Raw genomic sequence first — 12,105 nt, 5'->3', positions numbered from 1 at the left:
ATCCGGCACTTTTTCTTGCGGTATGCCGCTCGATTGCCGATTTATGATAGCGCTACCTATTCTGCTCGGCAAGCGATGGTGATGCCGCTTGCCAGCAGGGCCTCGACGCTGGCGAAAGTCCGCTTCGCTCGCGGCAATCACTTGCAGATGCTGATCCCGCGCGATCTTGCCCCGCCCGATGACGCCAATCCGCATCATCGCCTCAAAGCGCCGTCACACCTTGCACCTCCGCCGCATCGCCCGCCGCGCGGGTCAGCGGATTGCGGCAAGGCAGCGCAAACGGCGCTGCCGCGATCTCGAACACATCGCCCGGCTCGGTGCGCACGCCGTCGCTGTAAGAGAGCGTCGCGGTGCCGAAGAAATGCACGTGGACCTGCCCGGGCCGGCGGAACAGGCCATACTTGAAGTGATGGCGCTCAAGGTTCGCGAGGCTGTGGCTCATGTTCGCCTCGCCGGTGAGGAACGGCTTCTCCCAGATCACCCCGCCGCCGCGCACGATCCGGCTGGTGCCGCGGATATCTGCAGGCGCCTCACCGATCAGCAGTTCCGGCCCAAGCGCCGCGCGGCGCAGCTTGGAATGCGCGAGCCAGAGGTAGTTGTGCCGCTCGGTCACATGGTCCGAAAACTCGTTCGCGAGCGCGAAGCCCAGGCGGAAGGGCGTACCGTCCGGCCCGATCAGGTAGATCCCCGCCAGCTCCGGTTCCTCGCCGCCATCCTGCGCGAAGCACGGCATTTCCAGCGCTTCGTCCGGCCCCACCAGTTGGCCGCCATCGCCTTTGTAGAACCACTCGGGCTGCTGGCCGACGCCGCCATCAGCGGGCTTCCCGCCCGCCAGCCCTTCGAGGAACATGCGCATGGAATCGGTCTGGTGCGCCGCTACCGCCGCCTCACGGTGCATCTTGTCGCGCCCCTCGGCAGAACCGAGATGGGTGAGACCGGTGCCGCTCAGCACCAGATGCGCCTGGTCCTCATGGTCGATCGGTGCCAGAAAGCGCCCCGAGGCAAACTCCGCCGCCAGATCGACCACCGCGCCCGTGCCGCAGGCCCGCGCGGCTGCGGCAAGGCTGATGCCGCCCGCAATCGCACGGAGCGCGAGCTCGCGCACCGAGCCCACGCCGAGCAGCACATGAGCCGCCGAACCCTCGGCGAAAACGACCGACCTCGTGCCGTCCTCGGCGCGGTGCTGAAGCAGACGATTTGCCATGGTGTGCAGTCCTTCAGAGTGTGAGCATGCCGTCGATCAGGCGCGGCGCGCCGTCGCACTGGGCAGCATCGCCAGCGTCACGTCGTGGGACGGGATCGAGGCCGCCACCACCATGCCCAGCGCGCCCGCCGCCATGATGGCAAGGCCGATCACCAGCGATTTCTTGTAACCCACCCGTTCGATCAGCCGAGCCGAAGGGATCGACGCGACGAAGTAGGCGATGAACCACATGGATTTGATCAATATTGTCTGCGTATAGTTGAGATCGAACACGCTGCGCAGGTGCGGCAGCAGCGTGTAGTTGATCACTGTGATGAAGCCCCACATGAAGAAAAGGCTCGCCAGCAATGTCAGCGCCGGGCCGGAGTTCTGGGTGGATTCCTCGGTTATCTGGGCATTAGTCTGGGCTGGGGCCGCAGGCGGCATGGGCGGTCGCATCCTCTGCTCGGTCCTTGCGCGGGGCGAAGAGCATCGGTCTTGCGCGCATTCCATTTGTCAGACTATATTCGGGATAAGCAAGCGTCAATGGTGCTTTGCGGCGCGGGTTGAAGAGGGACACCAGGATGGAATCCAGAGGCCGACCGCGCTGCGGCGCAAGGCTCTTCGTATCTGCCAGCGCACTGGAGGCGCAAAAGTTCCCCGATGCGCCCAAACAGCCGGGCTTCCTTTCTGCCCGCGTCGATCCCAGCAAGCCCTATCGCCACGTGATGATCTTCCGCGTCGGCAAGGCGGCCAAGGCCCGCTGATACCTGCTGCATCAAGACCCTGGAAAGCTGCCATGACCGATACGCATGACGTCCCGCCCACCCGCAAGCTGCGCTCGCAGGCCTGGTTCAACAATCCGTCCAACATCGACATGACCGCGCTCTATCTCGAGCGCTATCTGAACTTCGGGCTAAGCCTCGAGGAATTGCGCTCCGGCAAGCCGGTCATCGGTATCGCGCAGACGGGCAGCGACCTTTCACCCTGCAACCGCCACCATATCGTGCTCGCGGAGCGCGTGCGCGAAGGCATCCGCGAGGAGGGCGGCATCGCGCTCGAAATCCCGGTCCATCCGATCCAGGAAACCGGCAAGCGGCCCACCGCCGCGCTCGACCGCAATCTCGCCTACCTCGGCCTTGTCGAGGCGCTCTATGGTTATCCCATCGACGGCGTCGTCCTCACCACCGGCTGTGACAAGACCACGCCCGCGCTGCTGATGGCCGCAGCGACGGTCAACATTCCCGCCATCGCGCTCTCGGTCGGCCCCATGCTCAATGGCTGGTTCAAGGGCGAGCGCACCGGCTCGGGCACGATCGTGTGGAAAGCGCGCGAGCTGCTGGCCAAGGGCGAACTCGACGAGATGGGCTTCATCAAGCTCGTCGCCAGCTCCGCGCCCTCGACCGGCTATTGCAACACGATGGGCACGGCGACCACGATGAACAGCCTGGCGGAGGCGCTCGGCATGATGCTGCCCGGTTCAGCCGCCATCCCTGCTCCCTACCGCGACCGGCAGGAATGCGCCTGGCGCACCGGCAAGCGCGCGGTCGAAATGGTGCATGAAGATCTGAAGCCGTCCGACATCATGACGCTGGAGGCCTTCCACAACGCCATTGTCGTCAATTCGGCCATCGGCGGCTCGACCAACGCGCCGGTCCATCTGGCCGCGATTGCCCGCCACGTTGGCGTCGATCTCCCGCTCACCGAATGGCAGCGGCTCGGCCACAAGGTGCCGCTACTGGTCAATCTCCAGCCGGCGGGCGAATACCTCGGTGAGGACTATTGCCGCGCCGGCGGTGTCCCTGCCGTCGTCGCGCAGTTGATGGCGCAGGGCTTGATCGCCGAAGGTGCGATGACCGTGAATGGCCGGACCATCGGCGAAAACTGCCGCGACGCGGAGATCGAGGACGAGCGCGTGATCCGTCCGTTCGATCAGCCGCTGGTCCACGATGCCGGATTCATCGTGCTTTCGGGCAACCTGTTCAACTCGGCGATCATGAAGACTTGCGTGATCAGCCCGGAATTCCGCGCGCGCTATCTCTCCAACCCCGATGATCCCGAAGCCTTCGAAGGCCCCGCCGTGGTGTTTGATGGGCCGGAGGATTACCACGCCCGCATCGACGATCCGGCGACCGGGATCACCCCGGAATCGGTGCTGTTCATGCGCGGCACTGGCCCCATCGGCTATCCGGGCTCGGCCGAAGTCGTGAACATGCGCGCGCCGGTTTATCTGATCCAGGCCGGGGTCAATGCGCTCCCCTGCATCGGTGACGGGCGCCAGTCGGGCACGTCGGGCAGCCCCTCTATCCTCAACGCCAGCCCCGAAGCCGCCGCGATGGGCGGCCTTGCCTTGCTGCGGACGGGCGACCGGGTGCGCATCGATCTTCGCAAGGGCACGGCGGATATCCTGCTGCCGGATTGCGAACTCGCCTCCCGCCGCGCCGCACTCGAAGCAGCCGGGGGCTATCCCTATCCCCCTTCGCAGACGCCATGGCAGGAAATCTACCGCGAGCGCGTTGGCCAGCTCGAAGCCGGCGGCATCCTCGAAGGCGCGGAAAAGTACCAGCGCATCGCGCAGACCATGGGTCTACCGCGCGACAATCACTGAGCCTGACGACTTTACGCGGATCGGCTTTCCGTCACGCAGTGCTTCAGACGGAGTTGGGCTGTTTTTCCGGCACAGCGCCCGAATGGCAGGGCTTGCGCGCAATTTAATCAGCGATTAGATGTCGCGCCGACGGCACCTTGCCGTCCACACATCGCGCCCTCGTGCGCGCAGGGGTTTTGCAGGCAATGGGCTCTCTCCAATACGGCGTCTCGGTCTACAGCTACGTCAACGATTACGGTTCGGTGATGACGCTGGAAGACGCGTTCGATCACATCGCCGATACCGGCGCGACCGGCATCGAGATCCTTGGCGAAGGGCAAGTCGAAGGCTATCCCGAGCCGTCATCGGCGTGGCTCGATCAATGGTTCGCGCTCGTCGATCGCTACAAGCTCGAACCGACCAACTTCTGTGCCTGGGTCGATACCCGCATCACGCTAACCCGCAATCTCACCATCGCGGAAGGCGCGGCCGAGCTGGCGCGGGACTTGCGGCTCGCCCACCGCCTCGGCTTCAAGTTCCTGCGCCCCAAGTTCGGCGTCACTTCGCACGAGCTTGATCCCGATCCGCAATGGCAGGCCTATGTCGAGCGCAACCTCGATCTCGCGCACCAGCTTGGCATCATCATCTGCCCGGAAATCCACGCGCCCACGCCGATCAAGCACCGCGTCACCCAAGGCTATATCGATTTCATCGAGCGCACCGGCACCAGGAACTTCGGCCTGATGATCGATACCGGCATCTTTCAGGACCGTCCGCTCACCCACTGGGGCTCGCACCAGATCAACGACGAGATGCGCGAGCACATGGCTTTCCTGAACGGCATCAAGGTGCCGCCCGAACAGTTCCTCGATATCGCGCAGTACGTCGTGTTCATTCAGGCCAAGTTCCACGATATCGACGACACTCTGGAAGACCTCAACATCCCGTGGCGCCCGGTCATCGCGGCGATCAAGCGCTCGGGCTACTCCGGTTACCTCTCCAGCGAATACGAAGGCCTGCGCAGCCCCTGGCGCGCCATCGATCAGGTCCGCCGCCAGCAGGTCCTGCTCCGCAAGCTGGAGCGCGAATACGATCTCGGTCTGCTCGCCTGAGCGCACCCCTCGGCACAATCCATAGGAACATCAAGATGCTCGAACACCAGCTCATCCAGAGCACCGGCTTCCGCAACATCGGCCCTGTCGGCGCGCGCACCGGCTTTGCGGTCCGCATCCGCATCCCCAACTACCACGGCACTCGCCTCTCGCAGCTCGATGGCTTCACCGTCACCGTCGATGGCGAGGTCTACGGCTTCGAGCAGAACCGCCTCGGTATCCGCGATGAAGTCTATGTGCTCGCCGAAATGCGCGAGGAAACCACCGCGCGCTGGGGCCTGCTCGAATGGGGCGAAATCCTCGTCGACAAGCCCGGCGGCCTCGAACCCGGCATTCACAAGGTCGAAGTGCTCGCCCGCATCCGCTATTCCTATTTTCCGCCCGACGTACACGTGTTCCCGATGCACGAGGCCCGCCTCGCGACGCTCTGCGTGGCCTGACTGGCGCCTCGCTGCAAACATGGTACGGATGCGTCACGACCGGGAAGGCGCATGTCCACGAAGAAGCCGTACCACAAGGAAGACCTGAGGGGCGATCTGCTGAGGGCCGGCCGCGCCTGGGTGGAAGCGCACGGCCATCTCGGCCTCTCGATGCGCATCCTTGCGCAGCAGGTCGGTGTCTCGCCCGGCGCGCCCTATCACCACTTCCCGGATCGCCGCGCGTTCCTCCTCGCGCTCGCGCTCGATGGCTTTCGCGAAATGCTCGCCCGGTCGGACGCGGTTGCGGCCACTGCCGATCACCCTGCGGACAAGCTGCGCGCGCTCGGCACACAATTCATCCGCTTTGCCGAAGAGAACCCGCATCTCGTTGATCTGATGTATGAAAGCGAGCTGACGTCCCCCGCGCTCGATCCAGATCTTCTTGCGTTCCAGCAGATCGGGCACGCCGCTGTGCGCGCGGCAGTCGCTGCCAGCATGCCCGGCCTTGATGGCGAAGCGGCAGACCTGCGCACCCTTGCATTCTGGTCCGCGATCTACGGTTTCGCCTCGATGCGCCGCAAGGGCGTGATCCGCCCCATGCCCGGCGCCATGACCACTGCCGATCTGGCCGGCGCGATTGTCGAGCGCGCCATTGTCGCCGCGCTGGCCGGCTAGGAAGGACCCTGCGCATGGACAAACTTGATCGCCAGCTGCTCGCCTTGCTTCAGGTCGATGCTTCGCGCGCGCATGCCGACATTGCCAAGCTGGTCAATCTCTCCCCTAGCCAGGTCTCCCGCCGCATCGCCCGGCTTGAAGCGGAAGGCTATATCCGCGCCACCGTCGCGCTGCTCAGCGAAGCGGCGCTTGGCCTGCAGGTCGAAGCCTTTGTCGCCGTTGCGATGGCCAGCTACGCGCCCGATGTCGTGCGCGGTTTTCACAACCGCATTTCCGCGCTTGACGAAGTGCTCGATTGCCGCGCCACCACTGGCGATTCCGATTATCTCCTGCGCATCGTCGCGCGCGATCTCGCCAGCTATTCCAAGCTGATGAACGAACAGCTGCTTGGCCACGGCGATGTCGCCAGCGTGCGCTCCAGCGTGGTGCTTGATCGGATCAAGCACACCACCAGCCTGCCGCTGCCACCGATGTGATTGCCGCCCAGCCCATCCGGGAGAAAGCCATGATCAAGCTCACCTTCTGCCTCCACCGCCTGCCGCACCTCAGCCGCGCCGAATTTCAGGACTACTGGCTCAATACCCACGGGCCCCTCGTTGCCAGCGTCCGCGATGCGCTCAAGATCAGGCGCTACGTCCAGCTTCATTCGCTAGCCGATACCGAAAACGCCCCCTTCGCCATGGCCCGCGGTGCGCCCGAGCCCTACGACGGCGTCGCGCAATTGTGGTGGGACAGCCTCGAAGACCTCGCCAGCAGCAGTCCCGAAGCCATCGCCGCCGGCGCGCTCCTGCTGGAAGACGAACGCAAGTTCATCGATCTGCCCCGCTCCCCCCTCTGGCTGGGTCAGGAACACGTGATCTTCTAGCTCCGAGCAGGGGTTCCCAACCCCGCTCATGCTGAGCTTGTCGAAGCATAAGGCGCAACAGTCGCGCCAACACCCTTCGACAAGCTCAGGGTGAGCGGGTTGTGGTGGAGGGTTCCGGCAGGACTATTGGGGCGCGTAAGTCAGCGTCACCGAACTTTCCCGCCCCGCCGCAATCGCTTCAGGCGTCAGATCGATCCGCTTGAACCTGTTCTGCGCATGCATCTGCACCTGATCGGTCAGGTGCACCGTGCCGCGCCCCGCCGGATCGATGAACTGGTTCTGCCCGCCCACTTCGGTGATCGTGTAGATCGCGGGCGCGCCCGGGGTCAGCTCCATCATCCCCACCCAGCCTTCGCCGCCGTTCAGGGGGATCATCTTCGGCCCCAGACCAAGCTCGCCCCACAGCGCCTTGCCGCGTTCGTCATCATCGGGCAGCGGCGGGCGGGCCGGGTCCTCGGCATCGTCGGTGAAGTATTTCCAGAAGATCGGCCGCTTCCACTCGGCCATCGCGGCAGAGCCGAACTGCGGCCGCACTGCCGCAATCGTGCGCCTGATCGTCTCGGCCACCACAGCCTCGCGCGGGCGCCCTGCAAGATAGTCGAACTCCACCGGCAGGCCTGCCACCGGGCCCTGCAGAACGCGGTAAAGCAGCGCGGTGCGGTATTTCTGATAGCGCTTGGCGTCGATGTCCCTCCACCACGTGCCCATCACCGGGCCGAACAGCACCTCGGGCGCGATCTCGAGCCAGGCGCGGAACAGCGTCAGCCCCGCCTTGTCATAGCGTTCGTCACCATCGCGGTCTTCATAGCGTCCGTTCCACGCGATCATCAGTTCGACCGCTTCCCGCACCTCGGGATCATCCGCGCTCGCCGCGGCCGCGCGCAAGAATGGCGCAAACATGGCAGGGGGCGCATTGGCCCGGTCGCGCGCGCCAAACGCGTTCCAGATCTGGCGGTTGTAGCCCACCATGTCGAGGAGCGTCGCGCCCTTTGATCCCGCCGCCAGCTTGGCTCCCAGCCAGGTGCGGAACGTCGCCCCCATCCGTGCGTCATCGCCCTCGCGGCTCCACGTGGTCGCCTTGCTGTTCCACGCGTGTATCCAGCCCTGTTTCGGGTTCACCATGTGCGGCCGCTCGGCGGGCGAGAGGAAGCCCTGCCACTCGTACTCGCCGGTGCCGGGGGTGGGCAGGCGCGGATCGGTGCCGGGCGCGCGCCGGGGCATCATCCCCGTCTCCCAGAACCCGATTTCGCCGCCTTCATTGCCATAGCAAATGCCGAAATTGGTCGAGACCCGGCCCATCGCCGCGCCAAACTCGGCCAGGGACCGCGCCCGCTGCATGTCAACGAACGCTGCCCAGTTCTCCAGCTCATGCCCGCGCATCGCAAAGCGCTGGGCATAGGCAACGCCGCCGGCCCGGTCCTCGCTCACCACCGGCCCGTGCACAGTCCAGCGGATATCGCGCACAACCGGCGCTGCGCCTTTGACGGCAATGGTCTGTGTCTGCCGCACCATCTGCCGCCACTGGCCCTTGAACCAGTAGCGGTCCGGATTTTTCGGATCGAGCTTCTCGGCGAAGGTGTCGGTCGTGTCGCCATGGCCCGATGTCACCAGCCAGCCATGATGCGGCCCGCGCCCCATGATCGGCACGCCAAAGGCCGGGATCGTGAACCCCGCGCTGTCAAACCCCCCGCCGTGCAGATGGATTTCCGGCCCGTCCGCCGTCGCTTCCATCATGATCACCTTGCCGCTCGCGGTGCGCTGCGGTCCTAGCACGAGGCAGCGGCTGTGATCCTTGCCCGGTGCGGGGATCGGCTCGGCAGGCTTGGCACGCGGTGCCAGCGTCAGGAATGTGGCCTGCGGCAGGGGCTGGGCAGGGGCCAGATCCTCGCCCGGCGGGATCACCGTCGGCGTCTCGGGATCGCGCACCGGCACCAAATCGTTGAACAGCTGCCGCCCCTTGGCCTCGCCATGCTGCAGGGTCATCGCCTGCAGATAGGCGAGGTTGGTCACTTCCGATCCGCCGCGCCCGCGTGGAAAGCTTGCGATCATGGCGAGGAAATCGGTCAGCACCCAGCGTTCGGGCTTCACGCCCCACTGGGTGAATTCATACGGCGTCCGTCTCGACGGGTCGGCCTCGATCTCGGCAATCGCGCGGTTCACCCCTGCCACATAGGCCGCGATCATCCGCTGATACTCGCCCCCCAGCGCACCATACATGCGCAGAAGCTCGGCCTTGTCTGGCAACCGCTGGCGCGAAACCACGTCGGAAGCCACCGCCGAAGGTCCGAGCACTTCGGCCAGCCGCCCCAAGGCCCGCCGCCGCGATTGCTCCATATCGGCCAGCCGGTCCTGCGCCTCGGCATAGCCCGCGCCAAAGAGCACGCTTTCCGAAGTCTCGCCAAACACGTGCGGCACGCCAAACCCGTCGCGGTCAATCCGCACGGAAAGGGCAGGGGAGGGCGCCTCTTGCGCCGGCGCTCCGGTCGGCAGCCCCGCCAGCGCGAGCGCCAGCATCCAGCGCCGCCGCGTCATGCCACGTCCTCCAGCGCGCGCGCATGCCGCACCAGCGCATCCCCGCCGATCCCGCGCATCCCCTGCGCGGCGAGCGAGGCAACCACCCGCGCCGGATCAAGCGCCTGCACCGCGATGCCCTCCGCCAGCGCCAGCGCCGCCGCCGTCCCCGCTGCCTGCCCCATCGCCATGCACTGCGGCATCCCGCGTACCGAGGCGAAGGCGGCCGGATCGGCGCAGACCAGCCGCCCGGCAAACAGCAGGTTGGCGGGCGCTTCCGGCACCATCGCGCGGAAGGGGATCGTGTAGTAATCGCCATCGGCCACGATCGCATCGTGGGTCATGTCCGCATCCCCGCGCATCACGTCATCGATCGGATTGTCGCAGGCCACGATGCCGTCCGCGGGCTTGGCCCCTGCACGCAGATCGCGCGCCAGTATGCGGTGAACCGCCTCCAGCTTGCGCGTCTCGCGCACGCCCACGGTCGGCCCCAGTTCGCTCATCCGCGCCCGCTCAAACCCCGGCACATGGCCCACCAGGAACTGTGCCAGCTGATGGCACCTGCGCCGCCCCTCCTGCGTCGCGCGCGCTACGCCTTGCGGGTCGGTCCCGTCTACCCCCCGGATATGCACCGAATTGCAGAACACCGCGTCGCGGTGAAAACCCTTCATCAGATAGAGCTTGGCGAGATCGGGATGGAGCAGCCCCGCCGCGATCCCGGCAGCGGCCTCTTCCTCGAAATAGGGATCGCCTTTTGCAAACACGCGCGCCCAGTCCGCGCCCACCATCGAAAACGAAAGCGTCACGCCCATCATGTTCCCGCGCCCGTCGCCCACCATGAAGGGCACGCCGGCGCGCGCCGAGGTATCGCCGTCGCCCGAACAGTCGATCACCATCCCGGCCTCGATCACCATCGGCCCGGTGCGGTCGGTGCATTCCACGCGGGCAATCCGCCCCTGTTCCAGCACCGGCGCGCCGGCAAAGGTGCCCAGATGCACCTCGACGCCGGCATCCTCCAGCATCTGGAACATCGCGAAAACAGCCGCTTCGTGGTCGTAGATCACTTCGGCTCCAAAGTTTTCCAGCGTGGAGGGCCGCACTTCGGCCTTTGGCGGGTTCATCGCCAGCAACTGGTCGGTCAACTCGCCAAACACGCCGCCGATGCTCCGCCCGGTCGGATAGCCGCCGCCCCAGGGCATCCCCGGGCAGAACGCCATCACCCCGCCGATCTTGCTGGTCCCCTCGATGAGCCGCACCTGCGCCCCCTGCCGCGCCGCGCCCAGCGCCGCACCAAAACCCGCCGTGCCCCCGCCGATCACCAGCACATCAGCCCGCAACTGCCGCACCATCATTCCCCCGAAACCTGTTCAAGCACAGCAAACGCGAATTGTCGGTCTGGCGCAACCGCGCTTAAAGAGTGCGCGCAAGGTCTCCGCGAGTGAGGCCTATCCGGAGAGCCCAGCCATGCCGTCCATCGCCGAACCCCTCGTTCTCCCCTGCGGCGCGGTCCTGCCCAATCGCCTCGCCAAGGCCGCGATGACCGAGGGGCTGGCCGATCCGCAAGGCCGCGCCACCCCTGAACTCGCGCGGCTCTATGGCCTGTGGGCCGATGGCGGCTCTGGCCTGCTCATCACCGGCAACGTCCAGATCGACCGCGACCACCTTGAGCGCCCCGGCAACGTGATCATCCACGGCACGCAGGACGAAGCCGCGCTTGCGGGCCTTCGCGCCATGGCGAGCGCCGGAACGCGCGCGGGCGGCCACATCTGGATGCAGATCAGCCACGCCGGCCGCCAGACGCAGGTCACCGTCAACCCGCACCCCAAGGCGCCTTCCGCCGTCGCCGTCGGCCTCCCCGGCAAGCAATTCGGCCTGCCCGAAGCGCTGACCGAGCCGGAGATCCTCGATCTCATCGAACGCTTCGGCGTGGCGGCAGAAATCGCCAAGGCCACCGGCTACACCGGCGTCCAGATCCATGGCGCACACGGCTATCTCCTCTCGCAGTTCCTCAGCCCGCGTTCCAACTTGCGCAGCGATCAATGGGGCGGCAGCCTCGAAAACCGCGCGCGCATGCTGATGGCCGTCGTCGCGCGCGTCCGTGCCGGGGTTGGCCCGGAATTCCCCATCGGCGTGAAACTGAATTCCGCCGATTTCCAGAAAGGCGGCTTCGCCTTCGAGGAAAGCGTGATCGTGGCCCGCTGGCTTCAGGATGCGGGCGTCGATCTCCTCGAAATCTCGGGCGGCTCCTACGAACAGCCCGCGATGATGGACATTCAGGGCATGGAAGCCCCTGATGCGCCTCCGCAAAAGGCCTCAACCGCCGCGCGCGAGGCCTATTTCGTCGATTTCGCCAAGACCATGCGCGCCTCGCTCACAATGCCCCTCCTGGTCACCGGCGGATTCCGCACCCGCCGCGCCATGAACACCGCGCTGGAGCAGGGCGGGGCAGACGTCATCGGCCTCGGCCGCCCGCTCTGCGTCGATACCGCCGGCCCCGCCAAGCTGCTCGCAGGCGCGGACGAACTCGACCGCTGGGAAAACAAGCTCAAGCTGCTGCCCCCGTGGCTCTCGTTCCTCGGCGGCCTCAAGATGATGCGCGCCGTGGAGGGCTTTGCCGTCACCTACTGGTACTACGCCCAGATCGATGCCATCGCCCGCACCGGCAAGGCCAATATCGGCATCTCGCCCTTCAAGGCGCTGCTTACGATCCAGAATGCCGGGAAGGCGTGGCTCAAGGCGCGCAGATGAGGGAG

Annotated in this window: 10 protein-coding genes and 2 pseudogenes; 8 read left to right on the top strand and 4 right to left on the bottom strand. The window is 66.0% G+C overall.

All coding sequences use genetic code 11. The annotated features are described in order from the left end of the window. Positions 1–202 precede the first annotated feature (202 nt). Entirely contained in the window at positions 203–1,204 is a 1,002-nt protein-coding gene (araD1, locus tag Q0071_RS00170) for an AraD1 family protein (protein ID WP_298163951.1), read from the bottom strand. 63 nt (positions 1,205–1,267) lie between these two features. After that, positions 1,268–1,642 (bottom strand): annotated as a pseudogene (locus tag Q0071_RS00165) (MFS transporter); the annotation flags it as partial. Positions 1,643–1,821: 179 nt separating this feature from the next. Here Q0071_RS00165 and Q0071_RS00160 point away from each other — a divergent pair. The 7 genes and pseudogenes from Q0071_RS00160 to Q0071_RS00130 all read left to right on the top strand — a co-directional run. Beyond that, a pseudogene (locus Q0071_RS00160) lies at positions 1,822–1,950 on the top strand (galactose-1-epimerase); the annotation flags it as partial. A 32-nt stretch (positions 1,951–1,982) separates the two neighbouring features. Then, positions 1,983–3,791: an IlvD/Edd family dehydratase gene (locus tag Q0071_RS00155; protein ID WP_298163949.1), complete on the top strand. Its 1,809-nt coding sequence runs from the start codon at positions 1,983–1,985 to the stop codon at positions 3,789–3,791. Between the two features lie 185 nt (positions 3,792–3,976). Next, positions 3,977–4,882: a TIM barrel protein gene (locus Q0071_RS00150; RefSeq protein ID WP_298163947.1), complete on the top strand. Its 906-nt coding sequence runs from the start codon at positions 3,977–3,979 to the stop codon at positions 4,880–4,882. Positions 4,883–4,917: 35 nt separating this feature from the next. Continuing rightward, entirely contained in the window at positions 4,918–5,322 is a 405-nt protein-coding gene (locus tag Q0071_RS00145) for a DUF6379 domain-containing protein (RefSeq protein WP_298163945.1), read from the top strand. 51 nt (positions 5,323–5,373) lie between these two features. Next, positions 5,374–5,976: a TetR/AcrR family transcriptional regulator gene (locus Q0071_RS00140; RefSeq protein ID WP_298163944.1), complete on the top strand. Its 603-nt coding sequence runs from the start codon at positions 5,374–5,376 to the stop codon at positions 5,974–5,976. Between the two features lie 14 nt (positions 5,977–5,990). Further along, a complete protein-coding gene (locus Q0071_RS00135; protein ID WP_298163942.1) occupies positions 5,991–6,452 on the top strand; it encodes an Lrp/AsnC family transcriptional regulator in 462 nt (153 codons plus the stop codon). 29 nt (positions 6,453–6,481) lie between these two features. Continuing rightward, positions 6,482–6,841, top strand: coding sequence for an EthD domain-containing protein (locus Q0071_RS00130; protein ID WP_298163940.1), 360 nt, complete (start codon positions 6,482–6,484; stop codon positions 6,839–6,841). Between the two features lie 123 nt (positions 6,842–6,964). Here Q0071_RS00130 and Q0071_RS00125 read toward each other — a convergent pair whose 3' ends face one another. Beyond that, positions 6,965–9,373 carry a penicillin acylase family protein gene (locus Q0071_RS00125; protein ID WP_298163939.1) on the bottom strand — a complete coding sequence of 803 codons (2,409 nt, stop codon included), beginning with the start codon at positions 9,371–9,373 and terminating at the stop codon, positions 6,965–6,967. Continuing rightward, a complete protein-coding gene (locus tag Q0071_RS00120; protein WP_298163937.1) occupies positions 9,370–10,704 on the bottom strand; it encodes an FAD-dependent oxidoreductase in 1,335 nt (444 codons plus the stop codon). Before Q0071_RS00120 ends, Q0071_RS00125 begins: the two co-directional genes overlap by 4 nt. 112 nt (positions 10,705–10,816) lie before the next feature. Between Q0071_RS00120 and Q0071_RS00115 the strand changes: the two genes are divergently transcribed. Continuing rightward, positions 10,817–12,100, top strand: a complete 1,284-nt coding sequence (locus Q0071_RS00115) for an NADH:flavin oxidoreductase/NADH oxidase family protein (protein ID WP_298163936.1) — start codon at positions 10,817–10,819, stop codon at positions 12,098–12,100. Positions 12,101–12,105: the final 5 nt, after the last annotated feature.

The organism is Novosphingobium sp., assembly GCF_027486195.1.
In the GTDB taxonomy this organism is placed as follows: domain Bacteria; phylum Pseudomonadota; class Alphaproteobacteria; order Sphingomonadales; family Sphingomonadaceae; genus Novosphingobium.
The sequence above is the reverse complement of the archived record's forward strand: the minus strand, read 5'-3'. Positions and strand labels throughout refer to the sequence as shown.

What these genes read in the sequence shown, in the direction of transcription:
- Q0071_RS00150 (WP_298163947.1), top strand. Translation starts at nt 3,977, where the DNA reads ATGGGCTCTCTCCAATACGGCGTCTCGGTCTACAGCTACGTCAACGAT.
- Q0071_RS00115 (WP_298163936.1), top strand. Translation starts at nt 10,817, where the DNA reads ATGCCGTCCATCGCCGAACCCCTCGTTCTCCCCTGCGGCGCGGTCCTG.
- Q0071_RS00145 (WP_298163945.1), top strand. Translation starts at nt 4,918, where the DNA reads ATGCTCGAACACCAGCTCATCCAGAGCACCGGCTTCCGCAACATCGGC.
- Q0071_RS00155 (WP_298163949.1), top strand. Translation starts at nt 1,983, where the DNA reads ATGACCGATACGCATGACGTCCCGCCCACCCGCAAGCTGCGCTCGCAG.
- araD1 (WP_298163951.1), bottom strand. Translation starts at nt 1,204, where the DNA reads ATGGCAAATCGTCTGCTTCAGCACCGCGCCGAGGACGGCACGAGGTCG.
- Q0071_RS00125 (WP_298163939.1), bottom strand. Translation starts at nt 9,373, where the DNA reads ATGACGCGGCGGCGCTGGATGCTGGCGCTCGCGCTGGCGGGGCTGCCG.
- Q0071_RS00120 (WP_298163937.1), bottom strand. Translation starts at nt 10,704, where the DNA reads ATGATGGTGCGGCAGTTGCGGGCTGATGTGCTGGTGATCGGCGGGGGC.
- Q0071_RS00130 (WP_298163940.1), top strand. Translation starts at nt 6,482, where the DNA reads ATGATCAAGCTCACCTTCTGCCTCCACCGCCTGCCGCACCTCAGCCGC.
- Q0071_RS00135 (WP_298163942.1), top strand. Translation starts at nt 5,991, where the DNA reads ATGGACAAACTTGATCGCCAGCTGCTCGCCTTGCTTCAGGTCGATGCT.
- Q0071_RS00140 (WP_298163944.1), top strand. Translation starts at nt 5,374, where the DNA reads ATGTCCACGAAGAAGCCGTACCACAAGGAAGACCTGAGGGGCGATCTG.